The organism is Methylophaga sp. UBA2496, assembly GCF_002341635.1.
Lineage (GTDB): Bacteria > Pseudomonadota > Gammaproteobacteria > Nitrosococcales > Methylophagaceae > Methylophaga.
In genome coordinates this window covers 253,935-277,020 of sequence record NZ_DDOK01000003.1, presented here as the reverse complement: position 1 = coordinate 277,020, position 23,086 = coordinate 253,935, and the positions used below count along the sequence as shown (strand labels likewise).

Annotated in this window: 29 protein-coding genes, 1 tRNA gene and 1 other RNA gene; 23 read left to right on the top strand and 8 right to left on the bottom strand. The window is 45.9% G+C overall.

The annotated features are described in order from the left end of the window. The first annotated feature begins 7 nt into the window (after window positions 1–7). The 16 genes from lapB (at window position 8) to infA (ending at window position 10,667) form a co-directional block, all read left to right on the top strand. Window positions 8–1,189, top strand: coding sequence for a lipopolysaccharide assembly protein LapB (gene lapB / locus B2W60_RS02195; RefSeq protein WP_292361631.1), 1,182 nt, complete (start codon window positions 8–10; stop codon window positions 1,187–1,189). Next, entirely contained in the window at window positions 1,186–1,536 is a 351-nt protein-coding gene (gene arsC, locus B2W60_RS02190; RefSeq protein ID WP_292361630.1) for an arsenate reductase (glutaredoxin), read from the top strand. Before lapB ends, arsC begins: the two co-directional genes overlap by 4 nt. A gap of 9 nt (window positions 1,537–1,545) precedes the next feature. Further along, entirely contained in the window at window positions 1,546–2,139 is a 594-nt protein-coding gene (wrbA, locus tag B2W60_RS02185) for an NAD(P)H:quinone oxidoreductase (protein WP_292361629.1), read from the top strand. After that, a complete protein-coding gene (locus B2W60_RS02180) occupies window positions 2,136–2,501 on the top strand; it encodes a DUF2069 domain-containing protein (protein ID WP_292361628.1) in 366 nt (121 codons plus the stop codon). The genes wrbA and B2W60_RS02180 overlap by 4 nt, the downstream gene beginning before the upstream one ends. 47 nt (window positions 2,502–2,548) lie before the next feature. Further along, window positions 2,549–2,773 carry a hypothetical protein gene (locus B2W60_RS02175; RefSeq protein WP_292361627.1) on the top strand — a complete coding sequence of 75 codons (225 nt, stop codon included), beginning with the start codon at window positions 2,549–2,551 and terminating at the stop codon, window positions 2,771–2,773. A 90-nt stretch (window positions 2,774–2,863) separates the two neighbouring features. After that, complete coding sequence (locus B2W60_RS02170; protein ID WP_292361626.1) at window positions 2,864–3,667, top strand: biotin--[acetyl-CoA-carboxylase] ligase; 804 nt, start codon at window positions 2,864–2,866, stop codon at window positions 3,665–3,667. Next, window positions 3,664–4,509, top strand: coding sequence for a type III pantothenate kinase (locus tag B2W60_RS02165; RefSeq protein WP_292361625.1), 846 nt, complete (start codon window positions 3,664–3,666; stop codon window positions 4,507–4,509). Before B2W60_RS02170 ends, B2W60_RS02165 begins: the two co-directional genes overlap by 4 nt. A 22-nt stretch (window positions 4,510–4,531) precedes the next feature. Next, window positions 4,532–4,622, top strand: a tRNA-Ser gene (locus B2W60_RS02160). A 285-nt stretch (window positions 4,623–4,907) separates the two neighbouring features. Further along, an RNA gene (ffs, locus tag B2W60_RS02155) (signal recognition particle sRNA small type) lies at window positions 4,908–5,004 on the top strand. 41 nt (window positions 5,005–5,045) lie between these two features. After that, entirely contained in the window at window positions 5,046–6,830 is a 1,785-nt protein-coding gene (dnaX, locus tag B2W60_RS02150) for a DNA polymerase III subunit gamma/tau (RefSeq protein WP_292361624.1), read from the top strand. Between the two features lie 16 nt (window positions 6,831–6,846). Further along, entirely contained in the window at window positions 6,847–7,155 is a 309-nt protein-coding gene (locus B2W60_RS02145; protein WP_292361623.1) for a YbaB/EbfC family nucleoid-associated protein, read from the top strand. Window positions 7,156–7,167: 12 nt separating this feature from the next. Next, complete coding sequence (recR, locus tag B2W60_RS02140) at window positions 7,168–7,767, top strand: recombination mediator RecR (protein WP_292361622.1); 600 nt, start codon at window positions 7,168–7,170, stop codon at window positions 7,765–7,767. Window positions 7,768–7,796: 29 nt separating this feature from the next. Beyond that, entirely contained in the window at window positions 7,797–8,975 is a 1,179-nt protein-coding gene (locus B2W60_RS02135; RefSeq protein WP_292361621.1) for an EAL and HDOD domain-containing protein, read from the top strand. A 26-nt stretch (window positions 8,976–9,001) separates the two neighbouring features. Further along, entirely contained in the window at window positions 9,002–9,697 is a 696-nt protein-coding gene (gene aat, locus B2W60_RS02130; protein ID WP_339612335.1) for a leucyl/phenylalanyl-tRNA--protein transferase, read from the top strand. Further along, on the top strand, window positions 9,612–10,400 hold the full coding sequence (locus B2W60_RS02125) for an arginyltransferase (protein ID WP_292361619.1): 789 nt from the start codon (window positions 9,612–9,614) through the stop codon (window positions 10,398–10,400). Before aat ends, B2W60_RS02125 begins: the two co-directional genes overlap by 86 nt. 48 nt (window positions 10,401–10,448) lie before the next feature. Next, window positions 10,449–10,667 carry a translation initiation factor IF-1 gene (gene infA / locus B2W60_RS02120; RefSeq protein WP_009726411.1) on the top strand — a complete coding sequence of 73 codons (219 nt, stop codon included), beginning with the start codon at window positions 10,449–10,451 and terminating at the stop codon, window positions 10,665–10,667. Window positions 10,668–10,716: 49 nt separating this feature from the next. On the opposite strand, the gene B2W60_RS02115 is transcribed toward infA, so the two are convergent. Next, a complete protein-coding gene (locus B2W60_RS02115; protein WP_292361618.1) occupies window positions 10,717–11,202 on the bottom strand; it encodes a disulfide bond formation protein B in 486 nt (161 codons plus the stop codon). Window positions 11,203–11,272: 70 nt separating this feature from the next. On the opposite strand from B2W60_RS02115, the gene B2W60_RS02110 reads away from it, so the two are divergent. Further along, complete coding sequence (locus B2W60_RS02110; protein WP_292361617.1) at window positions 11,273–11,785, top strand: zinc ribbon-containing protein; 513 nt, start codon at window positions 11,273–11,275, stop codon at window positions 11,783–11,785. Window positions 11,786–11,788: 3 nt separating this feature from the next. Here B2W60_RS02110 and B2W60_RS02105 read toward each other — a convergent pair whose 3' ends face one another. The 4 genes from B2W60_RS02105 to B2W60_RS02090 are packed head-to-tail and all read right to left on the bottom strand — an operon-like array spanning window position 11,789 to window position 14,934. Further along, window positions 11,789–12,967 (bottom strand): cupin domain-containing protein, encoded by a 1,179-nt coding sequence (locus B2W60_RS02105; protein WP_292361616.1) that lies wholly within the window; start codon window positions 12,965–12,967, stop codon window positions 11,789–11,791. Continuing rightward, window positions 12,964–13,563: a histidine phosphatase family protein gene (locus B2W60_RS02100; RefSeq protein ID WP_292361615.1), complete on the bottom strand. Its 600-nt coding sequence runs from the start codon at window positions 13,561–13,563 to the stop codon at window positions 12,964–12,966. Before B2W60_RS02100 ends, B2W60_RS02105 begins: the two co-directional genes overlap by 4 nt. A gap of 5 nt (window positions 13,564–13,568) precedes the next feature. Next, window positions 13,569–14,009, bottom strand: a complete 441-nt coding sequence (locus B2W60_RS02095; RefSeq protein WP_292361614.1) for an NfeD family protein — start codon at window positions 14,007–14,009, stop codon at window positions 13,569–13,571. 1 nt (window position 14,010) lies between these two features. Then, window positions 14,011–14,934: an SPFH domain-containing protein gene (locus B2W60_RS02090; protein ID WP_292361613.1), complete on the bottom strand. Its 924-nt coding sequence runs from the start codon at window positions 14,932–14,934 to the stop codon at window positions 14,011–14,013. A gap of 154 nt (window positions 14,935–15,088) precedes the next feature. Between B2W60_RS02090 and B2W60_RS02085 the strand changes: the two genes are divergently transcribed. Next, window positions 15,089–15,724: a CsiV family protein gene (locus B2W60_RS02085; RefSeq protein WP_292361612.1), complete on the top strand. Its 636-nt coding sequence runs from the start codon at window positions 15,089–15,091 to the stop codon at window positions 15,722–15,724. Here the strand turns inward: B2W60_RS02085 and B2W60_RS02080 are convergent. Both B2W60_RS02080 and B2W60_RS02075 read right to left on the bottom strand, forming a co-directional pair. Then, on the bottom strand, window positions 15,708–16,442 hold the full coding sequence (locus B2W60_RS02080) for an S-methyl-5'-thioinosine phosphorylase (protein WP_292361611.1): 735 nt from the start codon (window positions 16,440–16,442) through the stop codon (window positions 15,708–15,710). The genes B2W60_RS02085 and B2W60_RS02080 overlap by 17 nt on opposite strands. Further along, entirely contained in the window at window positions 16,439–16,975 is a 537-nt protein-coding gene (locus B2W60_RS02075; RefSeq protein WP_292361610.1) for a hypoxanthine-guanine phosphoribosyltransferase, read from the bottom strand. Before B2W60_RS02075 ends, B2W60_RS02080 begins: the two co-directional genes overlap by 4 nt. A 67-nt stretch (window positions 16,976–17,042) precedes the next feature. Here B2W60_RS02075 and B2W60_RS02070 point away from each other — a divergent pair, with 67 nt between their 5' ends. From B2W60_RS02070 to B2W60_RS02060, 3 genes are read left to right on the top strand one after another with little or no spacing between them, the layout of a single operon-like run. Beyond that, entirely contained in the window at window positions 17,043–17,954 is a 912-nt protein-coding gene (locus tag B2W60_RS02070; RefSeq protein WP_292361609.1) for an ABC transporter substrate-binding protein, read from the top strand. Continuing rightward, complete coding sequence (locus tag B2W60_RS02065; RefSeq protein ID WP_292361608.1) at window positions 17,947–18,720, top strand: ABC transporter ATP-binding protein; 774 nt, start codon at window positions 17,947–17,949, stop codon at window positions 18,718–18,720. The genes B2W60_RS02070 and B2W60_RS02065 overlap by 8 nt, the downstream gene beginning before the upstream one ends. Further along, window positions 18,717–19,679, top strand: a complete 963-nt coding sequence (locus B2W60_RS02060) for a FecCD family ABC transporter permease (RefSeq protein WP_292361607.1) — start codon at window positions 18,717–18,719, stop codon at window positions 19,677–19,679. Before B2W60_RS02065 ends, B2W60_RS02060 begins: the two co-directional genes overlap by 4 nt. Before the next feature lie 191 nt (window positions 19,680–19,870). On the opposite strand, the gene B2W60_RS02055 is transcribed toward B2W60_RS02060, so the two are convergent. Further along, window positions 19,871–20,284 carry a hypothetical protein gene (locus tag B2W60_RS02055; RefSeq protein ID WP_292361606.1) on the bottom strand — a complete coding sequence of 138 codons (414 nt, stop codon included), beginning with the start codon at window positions 20,282–20,284 and terminating at the stop codon, window positions 19,871–19,873. Between the two features lie 130 nt (window positions 20,285–20,414). Between B2W60_RS02055 and B2W60_RS02050 the strand changes: the two genes are divergently transcribed. Continuing rightward, complete coding sequence (locus B2W60_RS02050) at window positions 20,415–21,413, top strand: rhodanese-related sulfurtransferase (protein ID WP_292361605.1); 999 nt, start codon at window positions 20,415–20,417, stop codon at window positions 21,411–21,413. Then, window positions 21,410–23,077, top strand: coding sequence for a gamma-glutamyltransferase (gene ggt, locus B2W60_RS02045; protein ID WP_292361604.1), 1,668 nt, complete (start codon window positions 21,410–21,412; stop codon window positions 23,075–23,077). Before B2W60_RS02050 ends, ggt begins: the two co-directional genes overlap by 4 nt. The last annotated feature ends 9 nt before the right edge of the window (window positions 23,078–23,086 follow it).

Below are 23,086 nucleotides of genomic sequence, written 5' to 3'. Positions count from 1 at the left end.
CAATATGATGATGCAATGGCTATTTTTGTTATTACCGGTTGCGGCATTGTCAGGTTGGCTCCTCGCCAGGCGACATTACCAACGCCTTCCACAAAAGCATGCTAAGACCTTCAATCCAGAATACTTCAAAGGGTTGAATTACCTTCTCAATGAACAACCTGATAAAGCAATTGATGTGTTTATCGGCTTACTGGAAGTCAATAGTGAAACGGTTGAAACCCATTTGGCTTTAGCGAATCTTTTTCGCCGTCGCGGTGAAACCGAACGCGCCATACGCATTCATCAAAATTTAATTGCCAGACCCAGCTTACATGGTGAGCAACGACTGCAGGCAATGGTGGAATTGGGTCTGGACTACATGCATGCCGGGGTATTAGACCGGGCAGAACATCTTTTTTTAGAGTTACTGCAACAACCCCACCCCCACCCGGAAGCCGCAAAACAATTAATGCGCATATATCAGCAGGAAAAAAAATGGTCTCAGGCGATCGAAATGGGCAAACAGATTGATGCGAGTAAAACCGGCCAGGTCAGGCCCTTGATTGCCCAGTTTTACTGTGAATTAGCTGAACAACATGCCGATCAGGATCGACATGAAGCCTTTACTATGCTGAAACAGGCCCTGTTTCATGATGCCAATTGCGTCAGAGCAAGTCTCCTGGAAGCCAAACTTTATCTGGCATTAAAACAGCCGCGCAAAGCGCTGGATGCACTGCAGAATATTGAACAGCAAAACCCTAAATTTCTCTCAGAAGCATTATCATATTGGCACGAAGCCTATCAGCAAATGGGAGATTTACCAGCGTTTCGTGAACAGCTATCGCAACTGATTACCCGCCATCCGAATATGACTTCCGCCCGTATTATGTTGACGCATATTGTCGCACAGCTTGAAAACACTCAAGCCGCTCAACAAATACTCTTTGAACAGTTGCATCATCATCCTTCTGTTGAAGGATTACATACATTGATTAAACTTGGCGAAAGCAACCAGATTGCACTGATACCTTTGATTGAACGTATTACCAGAACCATGGTGGAAAAAGGTGATCGTTATACCTGTAAAAACTGTGGCTTCTCAGGAAAAACCATGCATTGGCTATGTCCCGGATGTGCCAGCTGGGGAACAGTCCGTCCAACTGAAATTCATCTCACTGCTTTGGAAAAATTACTGGATTCACCTTCATGAACAAGACACGTATTTATCACAACCCTCGCTGTAGCAAATCACGCGAAACCCTGGCGTTACTTGAAAGTCAGCAGCAAGATATTGAAATTGTCGAATATCTGAAATCGCCACCTTCAGTGGATGAATTGACGGCTATTCTACGACAACTGAAGCTTCGTCCCAGACAGTTGTTACGTTCTAAAGAATCGCTATACAAGGAATTACAATTGGATAATGCGGATTTATCTGATGAGGATCTGATCACAGCGATGTGTGCCAACCCGAAACTTATCGAACGCCCTATCGTCATTAAAAACAATCAGGCCATTATTGGCAGACCACCCGAAGCGGTGTTGAATATTCTTTGAGAACCCAGCATGCATGAAATTTTGATCCTCTATTACAGCCAGTCAGGCCATGTTAAATCCATGGCAGAACACATTGCACGGGGCGTAGAAAAACATCCGGAATGTACTGCGAGGCTCAGAACTGTTCCCAAGGTTTCAACCGTCTGTGAAGCAACTGAAGAAGAAATCCCACCTGGGGGCCATCTTTATGCCACGGCAACGGATTTACAGGAATGTGCAGGGTTGATTATCGGTAGTCCTACCCGCTTTGGCAATATGTCAGCTGCCCTTAAATATTTTATTGATGGCACCAGTGATCACTGGCTATCCGGGACATTGAGCGGTAAACCTGCCGCAGTCTTTACCTCGACCGGAAGTCTGCACGGTGGGCAGGAAACCACCTTGTTATCGATGATGTTACCGCTATTACATCATGGCATGGTAATCAGTGGCTTGCCCTATTCAGAAGCCGCATTGATGACAACACAGACAGGTGGCACCCCCTATGGTGCCAGCCATTTCGCAGGCCCGGATAATAAACACGCTATGAGCCAGGAAGAGATTGTTCTCTGTCAGGCGCTGGGGCTACGGGTAGCTGACCTTGCTGTAAGGCTGATCAGATGAAGTTAGTGCAATCCCTTAGAATGATTTCTTTAATCAGTTTTTTTGGACTGATGATAAGCTTGCTGATATGGATTTTGATCGCAGAACACAGTGAAAACTTTCCGGTAGCAGCATGGTTGATTATTGGTGTAATGCCCTTGCTGTTTCCAATGCGTGGGATCTTATATGGCAAAAGCTATACCCATGCCTGGGCCAGCTTTTTGATGTTATTTTACATTGCTCATGGTATTGGCGAACTCTACAGTCGCGATGCCATTATCTGGTATCCTTTATTTGAGGTCATATTCAGCAGCGTTTTCTTTATTGCAGCGAATCTTTATATTCGTGCCTTAGCAAAATTGCGAAGAAACTCACAGACTTAAGCTGTGAACAGTGTTGAAATACAACTACTATTTTTCCGGAATCCATTATGAGCACTATTCCAGCCATCCAATCAGCTTACCAAGGTATCCAGAGTGGTATGCAAAGCCTGAACAAAAACGCCTTTGCTGTGGCCAGTGAATCGACCAAAGGTGGTGATATGGTGACACCGATGGTGAATATGAACAGCGATAAACTTCAGGTTCAGGCTTCCGCCAAAGCCTTACAAATCAGTTCAGATACACTGGGTTCATTGCTCGATATCAAAGTTTAAACGGCTTTTTAATCTCAATATCTCATAACACTGGCAAAAAAATTACATTTGACGATACACTATAGTCGTTACTGACTATGAAGCCTTATTTTGAGTTTACCTCCATACGTTGCGCTCAACGCAAAAATTATCCGCGAAACGCTACCCCCTGAAATACTCCATCAGCTTGATAGCCTTCAGGTGTTTTCTGAAGTCACATCAACCAATGATATTCTCTGGCAAAAAGCACAAAACGGAAAAACCGGTACATCAGTGTGTCTTGCTGAAATGCAAACCGCCGGGCGTGGACGACGTGGTACCGAATGGGTTTCCCCTGCCAGTGGCAATATTTACCTTTCAATAATGCGTCAGCTGACAAGCGAGTCAGTTCGAAATGGTTTGAGCATTGCTATTGGTATTGCCCTGATAAACACGCTCAGAGAATATGGAATTGACGACCTGCAACTTAAGTGGCCCAATGATGTGCTACATAAGCGACGTAAACTTGCAGGAATTCTTGTAGAATCACGTTACGGAAGCCAAAACTACGTTACCGTCGGTATCGGCTTGAACCTCTCACTACCGGACAATATACAGACTGCCATCCCTCAGCCCATTATCAGCCTGGAGCAACTTTGTAACCCGCTCCCCTGTCGCAATCGGCTGGCAGCTAAAATAATTCAAAATATGATTGAAACTCTAGAACTGTTTTCTCATCGTGGTCTTAACGACTTTTTGCCTTTATGGCCACAATATGATGCTTTACATAATCAAGCCATCAATATCATCAGTGAAAACGGTCAATTTACCGCACTTGCCTGTGGTATCAACGAACAAGGTGAATTACGATATATGCGAGACCAGCAAGTAGCCTACTTGTCCAACAGCCACCTCAGCATCAGGTTTGCTTCATGATCCTATTAGTCGATATCGGTAACAGTCAGGTCAAGTGGACAACGATAAAATCCAAGGTTTTGGCTGACTCAGAAAGCTTTGCCAGACCAAAGACCGGCATCAAAGCAGCCCTGAATAAAGCCTGGAAATCACTTGATGGCATTACAGCAATTTTTGTCAGTAATGTAGCAGGTGAGAAAATGGCCGCTCAACTCAGCGAATGGGTTGAAAAACAATGGCAGCTCACTCCGGTATTTATTCGAAGTGAGAAAAGACGTTTTGGTGTCACCAATGCTTATGACCAGGCTGAAACGCTTGGTATAGATCGCTGGTTAGCTATTATCGCTGGCCGTCAGCACGCCAAAGAAGTCACTTGTATTATTGATTGTGGTACGGCAATTACGGTCGACATAGTCACTGAAAAAGGTCAGCATCAGGGCGGTTTGATTCTTCCGGGGTTATCACTGATGAAACAAATGTTGACCGATAATACAGATGCACTGAATAACGCCACACAGGAAAGTGAATTTAAATTATTGGCAACCAATACGCACAGCGCTATTCAAGCCGGTACGTTGTATATGGTGACCGCTACCCTGGAAAACCTTATCAACGATCTGCAACAGAATTTCAAAAACGAAATTCGGTTTTTAATCACCGGTGGTGATGCTGACGAATTAATCCGGTTATTGCCACAACTCCTTATTCATGAACCTGATCTGGTACTGAAAGGCCTGGCTCAATACGCAAGACAAACCAATCAACGCAATCAAAACAAACCCTCAAAACAATCAGAAACAAAATCATCGGCAGATGAAAACCATGTTGAAGACTCAACGGCATTGCCAGAAAACACGAACTGAGATAAGCTTTTGCCCCCTTATAGGAGAACTGGCCGAGTGGTTGAAGGCGCACGCCTGGAAAGTGTGTATAGGTTAATAGCCTATCGAGGGTTCGAATCCCTCGTTCTCCGCCAATTTAATTCCGATCATAGCGTCCTCGATTTATCTCTCTGATTTTTTTCTTACGCATGCCTCTTTCATATTTACCGCAAGCTTTTTGGTTTGTTACACCTAACTGAGAAAATGCAACAATTCTAAATAGTGTCAGTATCGGTCACTGCGTTATGCGAATGCCCTTTGCAACTTCTAACAAGAAAATCTTCATTACTCCGTCAATAACAAATTTCTTTGTTTTTATTACTTCTATGCATGGCACTGAAATCAAAAAAAGCATAGAATAGCTAACTCTATGGTGGCCCAGCCGGTCTCCTCGCGACGATATGTTGGTTACCACGTCAGGCCCGGAAGGGAGCAGCGCAGCCATCGGACTCGGGCGCCGAGATTGGGCTGGTTTGGGTCACCACCCTTATGACCACATTGGGTATCTGACAAGCTGCATGAGTTATCTGGTACTGGCCCGCAAGTGGCGCCCCAAAAAATTTGCCGAAGTTGTCGGCCAGCAGCATGTTTTACGCGCGCTGATCAACGGTCTTGATCAAGATCGCCTGCATCATGCTTTTCTGTTTGCCGGCACCCGTGGCGTGGGCAAAACCACATTGGCAAGGATCTTTGCCAAATCTCTCAACTGTGAACAAGGCATCAGCTCTACCCCTTGTGGTGTATGTAACAGCTGTGTTGAAGTCGACAATGGTCGGTTTGTTGATCTGATTGAGGTGGATGCGGCGTCACGTACCAAAGTCGATGATACCCGCGAACTGCTGGATAATGTTCAATACGCACCGAGTCGTGGACGTTATAAAGTCTATCTGATTGACGAAGTGCATATGCTGTCTACCAGCAGTTTTAATGCATTATTAAAAACGCTGGAAGAGCCCCCTCCCCACGTCAAATTCCTCTTTGCGACAACTGATCCACAAAAATTGCCAGTCACTATTTTATCGCGCTGTCTGCAATTTAATCTGCGTCGGCTGGATATCAGACAAATCGAAGATCATCTCGCGTTTATCCTGCAGCAGGAAAACATTGATTTTGAGGCCGAAGCTTTAAATCAAATTGCGTTTGCCGCCGATGGCAGCATGCGGGATGCGCTGAGTTTACTGGATCAGGCAATTGCCTTTGCCGGTGGAAAAGTCACCGCGGAAATTGTCAGCCAGATGCTGGGCAGTGTGTCACAGCAGCAGTTAATTCAACTTCTCCAAGCGTTTGCTACAAAAGATGCTAAAGCCCTGCTGGCGCATACCGATGAGTTGGCCTCTTTAGGGCGTGATTTTGTCGTGGTGCTGGATGGTTTGATGACCAGCCTGCAACGTATTGCCACAATTCAATTGATTGCCGACACAGAAACGCTCGACCAGCAAGATGATGCGGCACTTAAAAATTTCTCAGATGTTTTCAGCGTAGAAACGGTTCAACTGCTTTATCAGATTGCCCTGCATGGCAAGCGTGATATGCCATATGCAGCGGATCCACGCAGTGGTTTTGAAATGACCTTGTTACGGATGCTGAGTTTTCAGCCTCAAACAGTCAATAATAGTGCAGGACAGTCCCCCGCAAAAAAGCCGCAAACTAATGCGAAACCGGTGCCTGCTCCGGCACCGCTGAGTCCATCAATTGAACCTGAAGCAAATTATTCCCCGGATGCGAATACCACAACTCCATATTCTGTGGCAGCCACGGGACAAACGGTTGCGCAGCAAACTGATACAGTCGCCGTTAAGATAGAAGAACCAACAATTGATCATAAAACGGCTTCGGTTGCAGCGGTTGAAACAAAAACAGAATCAGCGGTAACTTCGGATTTGCCCATTTCTGAAGAAGTAGAGCAACTTGCCAGTTTAACCACTGCAAATTGGACGGCATTGATTGCGCAATTAAAGTTGTCGGCTTTTGCCAGACAACTTGCCGATCATTGTGCATTTATCCGCACGGATAACAATAAAATCTATCTCTCCGTCGCGCCTGAACTACAGCATCTGGCTAATGATAAATCGGTTACAAAACTACAAACAGCTGTCAGTAAACAACTGCAGTTTGAAGTCATATTAGTGTTCACTGAAGCAACAAATACAGAAAATATATCTACATTGGCTGCTGAGCGCGCGCAACAAGCCGCTGAGCTTCAGCAAAATGCGGTTGATGCCATCCACAATGATCCTGTTGTGGAACAGATCAAAAATGCATTTAATGCCCGTATAATCGATACTACAATTAAACCCTTATAACTAGTGAGGATCTCCTATGAAAGGTGGATTAGGCAATCTGATGAAGCAGGCCCAGCAAATGCAGGCCAATATGCAAAAAGCCCAGGAAGAACTGGCCAATGTTGAAGTGACCGGCCAGGCGGGTGGTGGCATGGTACAAATTACCATGACCGGGAAACACGATGTAAAACGGGTAAGTATTGAGGATAGTCTGTTTCAGGATGACAAGGACATGCTGGAAGATTTGATCGCTGCGGCAGTCAATGATGCCGTCAGACAGGTCGAAAAAACCACTCAGGAACGCATGGCCGGTATGATGCCTCCTGGTATGAAGATGCCTTTCTAATCTCAGGCAATTATGGCGACTCTTGGACCCAGCATTGATCAACTGATTCAGGCTTTACGCTGTTTACCCGGTGTCGGGCCTAAATCAGCCCAGCGTATGACATTTCATCTGCTGGAGCGCGATCGTAGCGGTGGTGAACATCTGGCTGAAATGTTAAGTAAGGCACTCGCCAATGTAAAACATTGCCGTCGATGCCGGATTTTAAGTGAAGAAGATATTTGCAGTCGTTGCAGTGACTCTTCTCGTCGTGACGATCAACTGTGTATTGTCGAGATGCCCAGCGATGTGATTGCAATTGAACAGGCTACCCATTATCGAGGTCAATATTTTGTGCTTACCGGCCATTTATCTCCGTTAGATGGTATTGGACCTGAAGCACTGGGGATTCCTGATCTTATCGAACGGTTTGATCAGAAGACTGTTTCTGAAGTTATTCTGGCAACCAATCCGACTGTTGAAGGACAGGCCACGGCGCATTACATCAGTGAACTGGCACGGGCAAGAGAAATACATGTAACACGTTTGGCGCATGGTATTCCATTGGGGGGTGAACTTGAATATGTTGACAGTGGTACACTTTCTCATGCATTTTCTGGACGAGAATCTTATTAACCGAACGTAAACATTAAGAGCGGCTTTACATGACGGATATCTATACGGCATATGACTCACTGAAAAGCTTTAACGGTCTCATTCACCGCCAGCCATTATTTCTATCCAAAAAGCTTGATGTTGACAGCTATCACCTGACATTTCTTGACATCAATGGTAACCCGCTAAATGAAGACTCACCGGTTCCCGATTTTTTGTCGCAGCTATCTGATATTCTGCAGGCAATAAACCACAATCAAAAAACCTTATTGACGATTCCCGCCTCATGGCAACAAGCGCTTTTTGATTACGCCATGCCAGGTATAGATTTAATTATTGAAGCAAATGAAAAATCGTTATCCAAACCGGCCAGTACGCATGTAAGTTATGCTACTGATGCCAGAAATAATGTAGGCCAGACCCAAACTTTATTGATCGACCTGGATACATTCTCTGCAGATGAGATAACCGCAAACTTACCCCAGTGGCGCCAACAACATGAAGTGCTATGTGCCTTGAACGTCAACGTACTCAAGCAGTTCAGTTTGTGCCAGCTTCACGATATAGACTTACTTCAGGGTTTTTTCTACACCTTACCGGATACTTCCCACGATAAGAATGTTGACCCTGCGGCGCAAACGCTGATGGAACTTTTAGTCAAGCTGCAGGATCCAGAGGTAGAAGTTGATGAACTGGCTGAAATTATTAATCAGGACGTGGCGTTAAGTTATAAGTTACTTCGTTTGATTAACTCAGCATTTTTTGGTCTACCCCGCGAAGTCGGCAGTACCCGCCAGGCTGTTGTGATGCTGGGACAAAATAAAATTAAAACCTGGGCCAGCCTGTTATGCCTGTCTGGCCTTGATAATAAACCCAGTGAGCTTCGCACCACCGCGATGATTCGAGGCAGAATGTGCGAATTGCTGGCGAAATACTATAAAGGCCATTCCGATGTCTTTTTTGCTGCTGGCTTGTTTTCCACGCTTGATGCCTTAATGGATAAACCGCTTGAAGTACTATTACAAGACCTGCCGTTAAGCGAAGAACTGCACTCCGCCCTTTTACTTAAAGAAGGCGTTGCCGGTACCGCACTTAACCAGGTATTGAATTATGAGCGGGGCAACTGGTCTGCAATTGATTATTCCGTAGTGAGTGCCGAAGCACTCCTGGCAGCCTATCTGGACGCACTTTTCTGGGCCAAAGAGCTTAATCTACAGTTAAACGATTAATGGCTATCAGCTGGTTAGGATCCTCAGTGGACAGTCCGTTCCCACCAGTTGAACAGACAACCTCACATGGCTTATTAGCTGCTGGTGGAGACCTGTCTGTTACGCGATTACTGAATGCTTACCGCCAAGGTATTTTCCCCTGGTTCAATGCTTATGATCCGATTTTATGGTGGAGCCCTGATCCCCGCATGGTATTCGAAACCGATAAGATCCACATCAGTAAAAGCTTAAAAAAAGCCTTACGACAAAAACCTTTTCGCATTACATTTGACCAAGATTTTAAAGCGGTTATGCAGGCCTGCGCCGCACCTCGACTGAAAATGCCTGTCGATCAACATGAAACCTGGATTCATAATGAAATGATAGCGGCTTATACAGAATTGCATCAGACAGGTTATGCCCATAGTGTGGAATGTTGGCAGGATGGACAGCTTTTTGGTGGTGTTTATGGTGTGGCCATTGGCAAAATGTTTTTTGGTGAATCCATGTTCAGTTTTAAAACAAATGCTTCAAAAATTGCCCTGGTTGCCCTCTCCCGGCAGCTCAGATTATGGGGTTATCCACTAATTGATTGCCAGGTGTATTCTGAACACTTGGCACGTCTTGGAGCAGTCACACTACCAAGAGAACAATTTGTTGAGCGGGTGCAAAAACTGTGTTCCTTATCTGGCCAGTCTGGCAGTTGGCAAACCAGCGCGTTACCGTTTGTTTATGAGCCTTGATTTTTATCAGGACAGGCCACATGCCTGCTCTTATCTGGAAGATCGTTTAGCGCGAAACATTTATCCGGATCCGCTGCGCCCACTGACAAATACGCTTTACAGTCAACTTATCCAGCATGGTTTCCGCCGCAGTGGAGAGCACGTCTACCGACCTTTCTGTCCGGCATGCGATGCCTGTGTACCGGTCAGGATTGATGTTAATAACTTCCGGCCAAACCGCAGTCAACGGCGTTGCTTGCGCAACAATAATGATATTGACATCGTTATCAAGCCAGCTAATTTTAATGCCGAACATTACGAACTTTATCAGCGCTATCTGGCACATCGTCATCCCGGTGGCGGAATGGATAATCCAAGCAAAGAAACCTATCTCCAGTTTCTCACCAGCAGCTGGAGCGATACGGCGTTTATAGAATTCCGAGCGCGAGAGAAGTTACTGGCAGTTGCCATTACAGATTTTGTCACTGATGCCGCTTCAGCTTTCTACACGTTCTTTGATCCTGAGTTGTCGGCGAGAAGTTTAGGTACTTTTGCTATTCTCAAACAGGTTGAATTAGCCCAACAACAAAATCTGTCGTGGTTGTATTTAGGCTACTGGATTGGTGATAGTCCTAAAATGCGTTACAAGAGTCGTTTCTCTGCTTTACAACAATTTAATGGTCAATGGCAAAACTGTGATAAAAAAACTTTGAATAATCAGTGATATTACGGCAAAATGGATCTTTTAATCGCTAGGTAAAATCAGACCTGTATGGCAAAAGAAGATCATATTGAATTCGAAGGCACTGTCATTGACACCATGCCTAATACTACTTTCCGTGTCGAACTGGAAAATGGTCATGTTGTGACAGCACATATTTCGGGGAAAATGCGTAAAAACTATATCCGCATTCTTACCGGAGACAAGGTGACTGTTCAGCTGACTCCCTACGATTTAAGCAAAGGCCGCATCGTCTATCGCGCCCGTTAATCGCTTAAGCTATCAATTCTCTTTACTAGTTTTGTTGTTCAATTACGTTTTAATGCTGTCGCCAGGCAGCAGCAATTGCCAAAACTAACATTCCCACAAAGGCCAGCAGCGTCCACGCAGGTATACTGAGGTTCAGGAATGTCCATGACACTTCCGCGCATTCTCCTGAGCCTCTTAACACTAAAGACAATGCGTCGGACAAGGGAAAGTTTTCCATAATAAAGCCCATTCCCGGGCCACAGCTTGGTACCTGATCGGCAGGCAGGTTTTGTAACCAGACATGTCGCGCAGAAATTGCCGCCCCCAGTATCGCCGAGAAACTAATTAGCCCTGCATAAACTTTAATCCCTTTTTTTGCCGGATTATGGATTGCTGCTACCAGAAAAAATATCCCCGTTATTAACACCATGACACGTTGCAGAATACATAATGGGCAAGGTTCTAATTCAAGTACATGCTGCATATAAACAGATGCCAGCAATAAACTCAGACAAAATAAAAACCCGCCAAACAAAAGCTTGCGTGCAGTGCTCAAAACGGTTTCCTCCGTTGGATTAATTTGTGCTAAGTTAACTTAAAAACCGCAGCAGATAAAGGGTTAAGTCATGTCAGATAATAACTTCGAAGAAAAGTTCACAGCGGCCTATGACAAAATGATGGAACGCATTCATCATTTTTTTGATGATGCCGAAAAAAATGCAGTTCCCACTCTCAAACAACGTATTGAGCTGGCGAAGCTAAGAGCCATTGAGCTGCGGGAAATAACGGCAGAAGAAGCCGATAAAATTGCTTATTATGTCGAGCGTGATTTGCAGGATGCCGCGAATTATCTGGAAACCACAGGGAAAGAATTTTCCACCTGGTTCAATTTTGATTTACAACTGGTTGAAGACCGGCTTTATGAATTATTTGCCTCTGTTGCCGACCGGACCCGGCTTGAACTTGGTCAATTAGCGAATCAGGCGCAGATGGCTCAGCAATATCACACCGGCGAAATTACCGGCATAGGCTCTCTGGTTTGCGATTCCTGTGGTTCAGAAATGCATTTTAAAAAAACCGGACGCATTCCACCGTGCCCAAAATGTCACCATACTGAATTCAAGCGCCATTCAAAATAAGTTTTAGACAAACTCTTCCGGCCAATAGAAGGCACCTTCGGCAATCAGTTCACAACAGACATCGGCTAATACAGGATATTTGCGTAAACACTGCCAGTCCTGATGATTAAGCTGGGCTTTAGTGGTGAACCAAGAGAGATGTTCTGCAGCGGCAAGTTCAACGCAATAGGCTTCCCCGGCTACAAATAAATACGCCTTGGCAGAGTCTTTATGCCAGGCAAAGCGAATATACACATTGCGTTGTAAATATTCGCCGTTATTAAATCGTTTCTCCAACTCATCGAGCTTAGGTTTATCGGTGATAAATTCGTCGGCCAAAACCTCTAAAGTTGATTTTGTCTCGGTGACCAGCCGCCCAACAGCTAATGACATCAACCCGGTATTTTCATTTATGGTGTCCAGCAATAATTTCTGAAACCGCTGTATTGCGTTAGCATCAATCTCCGTTGCTGAAAACGTTACGTTTATATCAGCATCGGCGTAGAGTCGCTCGGCAATATCCTGCTCCTGCAGTGTGTGACTGAAAGCATCAAGCAACTGTAACTGCGATGGGGCTCTAAAACCTACCGAAAACGTCAAACATGGATTTAATGCCACACCATGATGCGCATAATGAGGCGGTAAATAAAGCATATCACCCGGTTGCAAATCCCATTGTTGTTCCGCTGAAAACTGCTGCAAAATACGCATATCAGTATCATCTCTGAATATGGCGTTATCTAACGGTTTACCGCTGATTTGCCAGCGTCGCGTCCCCTGTGCCTGTAACAAAAAAACATCATAACTATCGGTATGCGGTCCAACGGATCCCCCTTCCGGTGCATAACTGATCATCACATCATCGTGGCGCCAGTCTGCCAGAAAGTCAAAAGCCGCCAGCAGATTCTGTAACGGTGGATAATGCTTATCCATATCCTGAACCAGCAAAGTCCAGTGCGTTTCGGGTAATGCAGCAAAATCGCTTTCATCGAAAGGGCCATGTTTTAACTGCCAGGGCTTTTCCCCAAACTCCTGAATCAAACGTGACTCAATATCCTCGTCGCCAGCAAAGCTCGCCAAATCATCGGGGGTCAGCTCGCTCACAGGCAGAGGAAAAGCCTGACGAATGACGAATGGTTTTTTTTGCCAGTACTCAGCCAGAAACTGCTGCTGGCTTAAACCGGTATTAAAAAACGCCGTCATAGTTTTCCTGCATGAAACTGTAATTGGGGATAGAGTCTGGGGCCTTCGTTGTAAATAACAATACGGCTAACCGAGGCATAAGGAACCTGGATGCGAAACATGGCTTCCAGAGGCATCGCCAGGACCTGAGTAAGAATCATACGAATAACACCTGAATGGGCAACCAGCAGAATATGTTTGTCAGCATGCTGTTCCAGCAAGGTTTGCCAGGCCTGTTGAATGCGCCGTTGAAAATCGAGCAATGGTTCTGCATTGGCAGGTGTATTACGGATGGGATCTTCATAGAAAGCATAAAATGCCGCTTTATCCTGTTGTTCCAGTTCACTGGCCGTTTTGCCTTCCCAGTCACCAAAACCTATTTCGGTAAATTGTGTATCCAGTTGTAGTGGAATGGCATGCTTAACTTCAAGCTCTTTGGCAAAATCCGCACAACGACTCAATGTCGAACTGACAATTTGCTGCCAGGGTGGATTATCCATGGTGGCAGATCGCATTTGCTGCCAGCCCAACTCACTTAACGGATCATCCAGTTGACCACGATATCGTTTACCGCCCTGGGGTTCACCATGACGTATCAAATCAATCAAAAAAGCCATAATGTTCAGATAATTATTTCAACGTTAAGAATGACGCTATCCACGGAGGTAACCTGAACACGGGTACCTGTCGGGCAATCGGGACCGTGTACCTTCCAGGTCGAATCATCGAGAATGACTTTCCCTTGTCCATTCACAATAGGATGGGTCAGGGTAATAATACGACCGACATGTTGTTCACCACGGCGATTTAACAACGGCTCATCTGTTTTAATCGGATGTTTTACGTAATACCTGCGCCAAAGCACGATGCTGAGCACTGATAACACGGCAAACATCAGCCATTGAAACTGCCATGGAATCTCGGGAAACAGCAGTAATACCAAGCCGGTGATAAACGCCGCAATTCCCATCCATAAAGCAAAAAAACTGGGCAGAATCACTTCCAGTGTAATCAGTACTACAGCCAATACCCACCAATGCCAGAAGTCTACGATAATCGGCATATTACTTCTCTTTACTGATGAAGGCTTCCTTGGCAAGCTCGGTTATACCTGCCAATGACCCTATTACACTGCTCGCTTCCAGTGGCATCATGATGATCTTATGATTATTTGCACTGGCCATATCTTTAAGTGCTTCAATATATTTTTGGGCGACAAAATAATTCACTGCCTGCAAGTCACCTTTGGCAATGGCTTCTGACACCATTGCTGTCGCTTTGGCCTCCGCCTCCGCCAAACGTTCACGCGCCTCCGCATCACGAAAAGCGGCTTCACGGCGCCCTTCAGCATCTAATACCGCGGCTTGCTTTTCCCCTTCTGCGCGCAGAATTTCAGACTGACGATGTCCTTCAGCTTCCAGAATATTGGCGCGCTTAATCCGCTCAGCTTTCATCTGCCGGCCCATAGCTTCAATCAGATCAGCCGGTGGCTCAATATCCTTGATTTCAATACGGGTAACCTTAATTCCCCACGGCGTTGTTGCATCATCCACTACAGTTAATAATCGAGTGTTGATTTCATCGCGTTTGGAGAGCAGTTCATCCAGATCCATTGACCCCATCACTGTCCGCACATTGGTCATGGTTAAGTTCAGAATCGCATTATCCAGTCCACTGACTTCATAAGCCGCTTTTGCGGCATGAATGACCTGATAAAACACCACACCATCAACACGCACCATCGCATTATCCTTGGTGATAATACCCTGAGAAGGTACATCCAGTACCTGTTCCATCATATTGATACGTGCACCCACCTTATCAATCACCGGCACAATCAGATTCAAACCGGGACGTAAGGTTCGGGTATAGCGGCCAAACCGTTCAACCGTAAATTCCCAACCCTGATCAACTGACTTTACGCCCATTAAAATCAGGACGACGGCGAGTACCAGCACGACGATGACAAATAGCGAAAAACCTTCCATTGAGTTTGCTCCATTGTGATTTTTGATGTTCACTGGATGATACCAGCAATGCAGAATATCAGGGGCTATTGATTGTTCATAGCCACCTAGATCTTGGACTTTTTCAGGTTGGCGTTAGACAATAGTCATATTCGTCATTCGGGATCACTTTTCTATGAAATTTATGGGCCTTATTCGCAGCATATTACTTGTCGCTTTAATGAGTTTTGGTGTCGTCGCACAGGCTCAGCAGTGGTATCACGTTGAACTGATTGTATTTGAAGTGCTCAATCCCTCCGACAATGAGCAGTCACCAGTATTTACTCTGCAGGATCCTGCACCATTAAGTGTTGGCATGACGAATAAAGCCATTCAACCGGCTGGAAATAAAAATCTGGGTAATATTGCACAACGTCTTCGCAATTCAGCAGGTTATCGGGTGGTGAGTCATCAATCCTGGCAACAAGCGGTAGGCAACCGTAATCGTGCCCAGGCAGTAGCGATAGAATCTGATCGGGTAAAAGGACAAGTACGTTTCCATATCGCCACCTACCTGCATGCAAATCTGGACTTATGGCTGCAGGATGGTGTCAGATCAGTTGAGAGTGACTCATTCCATACTTTGCATCAACCTCGTTTAGTGGAACTGCGCCGTATTCGCAGTAAACAGGTGCATTATTTTGACCACCCACGGTTTGGGGCGATTTTACAGCTAATTCCAGTATCGACACCGGATCAGGTGTTATCTAATATGACTGGGCCAGAAACCTACTCTCTGCCCTCTGAAGGTGAAGCTACAACAGCGGAATAACACCTTTTAACAGTCGATGTACCTGTACCATAGACTCTTCCATGGTTTCCAGGATTGCTTCAATGGTCAATGGGTGTGAGCTTAAGCCTGCGGCGTGATTTGCCACCACCGCTATGCTGGCATAAGCAATATTCAGCTCTCGCGCCAACACCGCTTCAGGCATGGCCGTCATGCCCACCATATCGGCGCCATCTTTTTTAAATCGGCCAATCTCGGCAGCAGTTTCCAATCTTGGCCCCTGTGTGACCGCATAGCTGCCACCATCGATCACTGACATTTCTTCACTATTGGCAGCCAACTGTATTTGCTGACGCAGTGTTTCATCAAATGGATAGGTGAAATCTATGTGTTTATCTGCCGCAAAATCCTCGCTGGCAAAACTGGACTCCCTGCCCCAGCTGTAATCTATCAGTTGATCCGGTAAGGCAATTACACCCGGTTTGTATTCTTCTGTAATGCCGCCCACTGAAGCAACAGCGAGAATCTGTTCAACACCTAATTGATGCATCGCCCAGATATTCGCCCGATAATTAATCAAATGTGGCGGAATCGTATGGTGTTCTCCATGCCGGGGCAGAAAAGCGACCTCTTTACCCGCAAAAGTACCCACCATTAACGGTGCCGAAGGTTCGCCAAAAGGGGTCGCCCGCTGCATTTGCTCTTGCAGAATCAACCCATCCAGCTGAGATAATCCGCTGCCACCAATCAATCCGATCATGATGCACTCTCCTTAACCGCATAAATACCGGGCGCATTGCGCAGATAGCCTTTGTAATCCATGCCAAACCCAAATACATAGCGATCGGGGATCTGTAAGCCGATATACTCCGGTTGGATGCCATATTTATCAGCATGTTGTTTATCTGCCAACACCACCGCTTTCACCGATATAGCACCACTTTGCTGACAAAATTTACGTAAGGCGGCTAATGTAATGCCTTCGTCGTAAATATCATCGACCAGCAATACATGGCGGCCACTCAGTTCAATGTTTGGTTTTGCTCGCCAGTTCAACTCACCCCCGACTGTTTTATCGCCATAGCGGGTGGCATGTATGTAATCGGTTTCCAGATTAAATTGCAGCTTCGGCAATAGATGTCCCATGGTCATCACAGCACCATTCATCACACAGAGTAATACTGGATTTTTATCAATATAATCCTGATTCAGCCTGGAAGCCAATTGCTCAAGACGTTTATCGATAACCTGCAAAGTAAATAAACACTCTGCTTGCTGCATAATCTGATTCATGCGCTTTACCTAATCTGTATCAACATCAGGCAGTATAATAGGCTGATTTGATTACGGGAAAGCCAAAATGGCTCGTTTTTGGCCGATTCTGGTGTTTATTGCAGTATTTGTTTTTGTCTGGTTGCAGCCTGAAAAACCGCAGCCAGTAAGTAATGTGCCTGCCATATCCAGTCCGCAGCGGATCATCAGCCTGGCCCCCAGTATTACCGAAACCCTGTTTGCCATTGATGCGGGAGACCGGGTGATTGCAGTAACCGACTACTGCCAATATCCCGCCAAAGTAAAAAATCTCCCCAAAGTGGGCGGCTATCTTGATCCAAACCTGGAACAGATTGTTCGTTTACAAACGGATATGGTCATCCTGCTGAAGCGTCAGCATGCGCTGAAAAAGCAACTGCAACAGTTAGGTATTCAAACGTTAAGCATTGACAATTCAAGCCTGGCCGGTATTCGTAACAGCATCCGCGATATTGCTGCCGCATTGGATAAATCGGCTAAGGCTGAAATTTTGCTCAATGATTTTGACCGGCGTCTTGAATCCATTCAGCAAAAAGTTGCGGGGCATCCGCAACCCAACGTGCTACTGGCCATTGCCCACAGTTCAAACACTCATTATCTGGATAAAGTGTATATCGCTGGACAACAGGATTTTTACAATGACTTATTGTCATTTACCGGTGCGAAAAACGTCTATCAAGGCAAACAGCTAAGAGTGCCAGCCTTGTCTACAGAAGGTCTGTTAAGGCTGAATCCGCAAATCATTGTCGATATTTTTCCGGATGCTGGGGTGTATTCCCCCGATATCAGTGAACTGCGCCAGCAATGGCAGCGCCTGGACCAAATTGACGCTGTCCGGAACAATCAATTGCATATTATTCAGGCCGATTATGCGGTGATTCCCGGGCCCAGAATCATTCAACTGGCTGAACAGCTGGCACGGATATTTCATCCACAGCTTGATTGGGACTCGCATGATTAACAGTCAAAAGATATCGGTAAAGATTGGCGATAAAACGCTGATTGAAAGTATCAGCTTTGATATCACGCAAGGCGATTATCTTTGTATTGTGGGCCCTAACGGCTCAGGAAAAAGTACTTTGTTAAAAACCCTGATTGGGATCATGCCAATCCACAGTGGCACAATCACAATTGATAGTCAGACAGTCAGCCAATTCAGCCATAAACAGTTAGCTCAGCGGGTCAGCTATGTACCACAAACCGGCGGCAGTCATCTGACCTTCACTGTTGAAGAGTTTGTCCGAATGGCAAGATACAGCCATCACCATGTATTTTCAGAATGGCAAACCCATGACCATGACATGGTGGAGAATGCCCTTGATATCACCGAATGCCGGCCATTCCGCCATCGCAAAATGTCGACCCTGAGTGGTGGTGAATGCCAGCGGGTCATGATTGCGGCGGCATTGGCACAGGATACGCCCATCATGTTACTGGATGAGCCCACAGCCTTTCTGGATCCGCATCATCAAGTGGCTGTACATCAATTGATCAGCAAACTGAATCAGCAGCATCACAAGACCATTATTGAAGTGACACATGACATTAATCATGCCGCACACCATGCCAGGCATGTTTTGGCATTACTGGGTGGAAAAGGCCTCTGGCATGGTAAGGCAGAAGACTTTCTGGATGCAGCCCGTCTGAAATTACTTTATCAACAGGACTTCTTATTTGTTCAGCATCCGCAGCATAACCGGCTGATTGCTTTGGCGGATGAATCATGAGTATACGGCTTAAACTGATTTTATTAACGCTGTTCACCGCTCTGGTCATGCTGGCCAGCCCCTGGCTGGACTTTTCAGAAGCTGGCTCCGCAGAGATTCAGCAAATGATCATTTATGAACTGCGTATTCCACGGATGTTATTTGGGTTTATCGCCGGCAGTGGTCTGGCGCTTTGTGGCATGGTGTTTCAGGCAATGTTTCGTAATCCTCTGGCCACACCCTTTACCTTGGGCGTCGCCAGTGGTGCATCGCTGGGCGCAGCAATCAGTGTCTATGCTGGCATCAGTTTTACGATATTAGGTTTAACGGCTACCAGCCTCAGTGCATTTGCCGGCGCGTTACTCGCGATAAGTTTTGTCTACAGTATCAGCCGTTTTCGCTTCGGTTTTTCCGGCGAAACCTTATTGTTAACCGGCGTTGCTATCAGTTTTTTCTTTTCCAGCCTGATTCTGTTTATTCAATATCTCAGCAATGTCGCCGATTCATTTCAAATTATTCGCTGGTTAATGGGCAGTTTAACGGTGGTGGGGTATCAGGAACTGAGACAACTATTGCCTTTTGTCGGCCTGACGGCAATAGTGATTATTTATCTGAGCCGCGAATTGAATCTGCTGATGGCCGGCGATGAAATCGCCTCCAGTCGAGGTGTTTCGGTGAAATATGTCCGTTACGCTTTATTTTTTGTTACCTCATTGTGCGTGGGCGCTATCGTGGCCTTATGTGGTCCTATTGGCTTTGTTGGTATGATGGTGCCACATATCTGCAGATTGATAATCGGTGAAGATCACCGTTATCTGATACCGGCAACTTTATTGTTTGGCGGCAGTTTTCTGGTGATTTGCGATACCCTCGCCAGATTAATCATTGCCCCTGCAGAATTGCCCGTTGGCGTTATTACCACGTTACTTGGCGGGCCGTTTTTCTTATGGTTGCTAATGCGCTATAAATCGCGGCATTAATACACATAATGCATAGCTTAAGGGTTGAGGCGCACCTTATGCTGAAACAACTACTTTTCGTTCACAAAATATCACTGCTTCTAATAAATATGGCACTGACGCAATTCGGCAAAAATCTTTTAAAAGAAATGGGATCCCGGGTTGTATAGCCATTAACCAAAACGGTGATGGCAATGAAAGAGCAACAGCAGCTAACCCTCGGCAATTTCCTGCATTAACATTTGTGCCTGTTCATAAAAGAGCTGCATCTGTTTTTTATATTGCTCGCTGAATTGTTGATGATGCAGTTGCATTTTATGGTGCAGCTTACGCAATTTATCGTGAAATGCCCGTTGCTTTTCCAGATCAATATAACTGTCACAGCTAGTCATGCACTGAGGGTCAAGTCCGCATTCATAACGGTTTATGGTTTCTTCATGTTGCATGATTAATTCAATATGTTGATCCAGTTTGGCGGTATGTTCAGGTAAACTTCGTTCCAGTTTATGCAGAACAGCGATTAGTCTTTGAGTATGATGGGTCCATGAATCGGCATCGGCCAACCAGCGAAGATGATCAGCGCGCCACTGTTCACTTTCTTGTTTGAGTTGTTGCAATTCATCCATTTCACACCTCAATGGGTTGATTGGTAAAATTATTTACTGCTTGCTAAGGCTTGCTGTCAAGTCAGCATACACGGCCTGACAATTTCCCTGTAAAATGTAGGGTCTATTTACTCGTTACGGAATACCAACTATGGCTCAAACTGTGGTCTGCGCACTCTATGAATTTGTGACATTAGAGGATTATCCTGCGCTCAAGCCATCGTTACTCAAATTCATGCTGGATCATGAGGTGCGCGGCACCCTATTGCTGGCACAGGAGGGTATCAATGGCACTGTCGCCGGCTCGCGAAAAGCGATTGATGCCTTACTGGATTATCTGCGGGCCGATTCCAGACTTAAAGATCTGAGTTACAAAGAGTCGTATACCGATACGCCACCATTTTTGCGCAGTCGGGTAAAATTAAAACGTGAAATCGTCACCATGGGTGTGGAAGGCATTGATCCGAAACAGTCGGTAGGCACCTATATCAAACCCAAAGAATGGAATCAGTTGATCAGCGATCCGGACGTCCTGCTGGTCGATACACGTAATGACTATGAAGTGCAGGTCGGTACCTTTAAAAATGCGGTAAACCCGCACACTGAAAGCTTCCGCGAGTTTCCGGAATATGTAAAACAGCATCTGGATCCGCAAAAACATAAAAAAGTTGCGATGTTCTGCACGGGTGGTATTCGTTGTGAGAAATCCACTGCCTATTTGAAAGAACAGGGTTTTGAAGAGGTCTATCATCTTGAAGGTGGCATCCTCAAATATCTGGAAGATGTGCCTGAACAGGAATCACTTTGGGAAGGTGAATGTTTTGTGTTTGATGAACGCGTTACCGTCAATCATAGTCTTGAAAAAGGCGAATACGATCAATGCCATGCCTGTCGGCTACCGATCACTGAAGAAGACAAACTAAGTGAAAAATACCAGCGCGGTGTGTCCTGCCCGCATTGCTTTGATAAAACCACTGCCGATCAGAAAGCCCGCTATGCCGAGCGTGAGAAACAGATACAGCTGGCATTAAAACGCGGGGAAGCACATATCGGTATGGAATCTAACGAAGCTGCCGAACAGCACCGACTGGAAAAAGCCAGACGAAAAGAACAGGATAGGCTTGCTGCCCTACAAAAACATCATCGATGAGATTAATCACCAGCCTACTGCTCTATGTTCTGATCGTTCCACTTAGCGTTGCTCAAAACCAAAGCGGACAAGCAGCGATTGCTTCGGCTCACCCGCTGGCAACTGAAGCCGGATTTGAAATTCTGCAACAAGGGGGGAACGCCTTTGATGCCGCCGTTGCTGTCAGTGCTGCTCTAGCGGTAGTGGAACCCGCCGGTTCAGGTCTCGGTGGTGGCGGTTTCTGGTTATTACATCGGGATGCTGACCAGCATCAGATCATGCTCGACAGTCGTGAAACCGCTCCTGCCAATGCCCATCGAGATATGTATCTGGATGACAATGGTGAAGTGGTACGCGACTTATCTTTAAACGGACCATTGGCTGCGGCCATACCCGGCACCCCAGCCGCTCTGGATTATTTAACTCAACATTATGGCAAGTTGCCGTTATCGATAACTTTAGCCCCGGCTATTCGTTATGCCAGAGAAGGCTTTGCGGTTACACCACGTTATCAGCGGTATATGGGGTTTAGAAAACAGGCATTAAATGCCGAAGCTAAAACAATCTTTCTGGATGGCAATGACATTCCCGAATTAGGCACGGTAATTATTCAACAGGATTTAGCCAACACCCTCGAAGCGATTGCCGAGAAAGGGCGCGATGGTTTTTATCAGGGGGATATCGCTCAACAGATGGTCGAATCGGTGCAGGCTGCCGGTGGTATCTGGACCCAACAGGATCTGGCCAATTACCAACTGAAAATACGCCAACCAGTGCAAACACAATTTGCTGGTTACACCATCACCACAGCAGCTTTACCATCAGCAGGCGGACAATTAATCAGCTTAATGCTGAATCAGTTGAATACACTGGATTACCTGCAAGCCACCGCCCAACAAAAACGACATTGGTTGATTGAAACAATGCGCCGGGCCTATCGCGAACGCACTCTACATTTAGGCGACAGTGATTTTGTTGAGGTGCCGGATTATTTAACCGATGCCAACTACGCGGCGCAGCTGGCTGCCGATATTGATGCAGAAGCTGCCAGCAAAAGTGATGATTTACCGGATGAATTCAGTAATAAAGGTGAAGACACCAGCCATTTTTCGATAGTCGATCATTACGGAAATCGGGTTTCCGCCACCCTAAGTATTAATCTGCCTTTCGGCAGCGGCTTTGTCGCTGGCAATACTGGCGTATTACTTAATAATGAAATGGATGATTTTTCTGCCTTAATTGGCAGCCCGAATGCGTATGAGCTGGTCAGTGAATCGGCCAATGCGATCGAACCAGGCAAACGCCCCCTCTCCAGTATGACCCCCAGTTTTGTTGAGGATGATCAGCGTTTACTGGTCATCGGCACCCCGGGTGGCAGCCGGATTATTACCATGGTGATGCAAGGTATCCTGCATTTCATCGACGGTATGGACGCGATGGAAATTGTTACTGCACCTCGATTACATCATCAATATCTGCCAGACCGGATACAAATGGAAACGCCCGGTTTTAGTGAGGCGGAGCAAGATGATTTGATCCACCGGGGTCATCAACTGGATATATTAAACCGGCAATTTGGCAATATGCAGGTGATTGTTGCCGATAAAACAACCCGCAATCTCAGTGCTGCCAGTGACCCACGTGGAGAGGGGCTGGCAAAAACTGAAATCATTACGCTCGATTAAAACTGTTTG

Coding starts and splice junctions, on each gene's coding strand:
- B2W60_RS02060 (WP_292361607.1), top strand. CDS start 18,717: ATGAGTATACGGCTTAAACTGATTTTATTAACGCTGTTCACCGCTCTG.
- B2W60_RS02175 (WP_292361627.1), top strand. CDS start 2,549: ATGAGCACTATTCCAGCCATCCAATCAGCTTACCAAGGTATCCAGAGT.
- B2W60_RS02180 (WP_292361628.1), top strand. CDS start 2,136: ATGAAGTTAGTGCAATCCCTTAGAATGATTTCTTTAATCAGTTTTTTT.
- wrbA (WP_292361629.1), top strand. CDS start 1,546: ATGCATGAAATTTTGATCCTCTATTACAGCCAGTCAGGCCATGTTAAA.
- arsC (WP_292361630.1), top strand. CDS start 1,186: ATGAACAAGACACGTATTTATCACAACCCTCGCTGTAGCAAATCACGC.
- lapB (WP_292361631.1), top strand. CDS start 8: ATGATGCAATGGCTATTTTTGTTATTACCGGTTGCGGCATTGTCAGGT.
- recR (WP_292361622.1), top strand. CDS start 7,168: ATGGCGACTCTTGGACCCAGCATTGATCAACTGATTCAGGCTTTACGC.
- B2W60_RS02065 (WP_292361608.1), top strand. CDS start 17,947: ATGATTAACAGTCAAAAGATATCGGTAAAGATTGGCGATAAAACGCTG.
- ggt (WP_292361604.1), top strand. CDS start 21,410: ATGAGATTAATCACCAGCCTACTGCTCTATGTTCTGATCGTTCCACTT.
- B2W60_RS02105 (WP_292361616.1), bottom strand. CDS start 12,967: ATGACGGCGTTTTTTAATACCGGTTTAAGCCAGCAGCAGTTTCTGGCT.
- B2W60_RS02145 (WP_292361623.1), top strand. CDS start 6,847: ATGAAAGGTGGATTAGGCAATCTGATGAAGCAGGCCCAGCAAATGCAG.
- B2W60_RS02080 (WP_292361611.1), bottom strand. CDS start 16,442: ATGATCGGATTGATTGGTGGCAGCGGATTATCTCAGCTGGATGGGTTG.
- B2W60_RS02095 (WP_292361614.1), bottom strand. CDS start 14,009: ATGCCGATTATCGTAGACTTCTGGCATTGGTGGGTATTGGCTGTAGTA.
- B2W60_RS02165 (WP_292361625.1), top strand. CDS start 3,664: ATGATCCTATTAGTCGATATCGGTAACAGTCAGGTCAAGTGGACAACG.
- B2W60_RS02055 (WP_292361606.1), bottom strand. CDS start 20,284: ATGGATGAATTGCAACAACTCAAACAAGAAAGTGAACAGTGGCGCGCT.
- B2W60_RS02100 (WP_292361615.1), bottom strand. CDS start 13,563: ATGGCTTTTTTGATTGATTTGATACGTCATGGTGAACCCCAGGGCGGT.
- infA (WP_009726411.1), top strand. CDS start 10,449: ATGGCAAAAGAAGATCATATTGAATTCGAAGGCACTGTCATTGACACC.
- B2W60_RS02110 (WP_292361617.1), top strand. CDS start 11,273: ATGTCAGATAATAACTTCGAAGAAAAGTTCACAGCGGCCTATGACAAA.
- B2W60_RS02070 (WP_292361609.1), top strand. CDS start 17,043: ATGGCTCGTTTTTGGCCGATTCTGGTGTTTATTGCAGTATTTGTTTTT.
- B2W60_RS02085 (WP_292361612.1), top strand. CDS start 15,089: ATGAAATTTATGGGCCTTATTCGCAGCATATTACTTGTCGCTTTAATG.
- B2W60_RS02075 (WP_292361610.1), bottom strand. CDS start 16,975: ATGAATCAGATTATGCAGCAAGCAGAGTGTTTATTTACTTTGCAGGTT.
- B2W60_RS02050 (WP_292361605.1), top strand. CDS start 20,415: ATGGCTCAAACTGTGGTCTGCGCACTCTATGAATTTGTGACATTAGAG.
- B2W60_RS02135 (WP_292361621.1), top strand. CDS start 7,797: ATGACGGATATCTATACGGCATATGACTCACTGAAAAGCTTTAACGGT.
- B2W60_RS02090 (WP_292361613.1), bottom strand. CDS start 14,934: ATGGAAGGTTTTTCGCTATTTGTCATCGTCGTGCTGGTACTCGCCGTC.
- dnaX (WP_292361624.1), top strand. CDS start 5,046: ATGAGTTATCTGGTACTGGCCCGCAAGTGGCGCCCCAAAAAATTTGCC.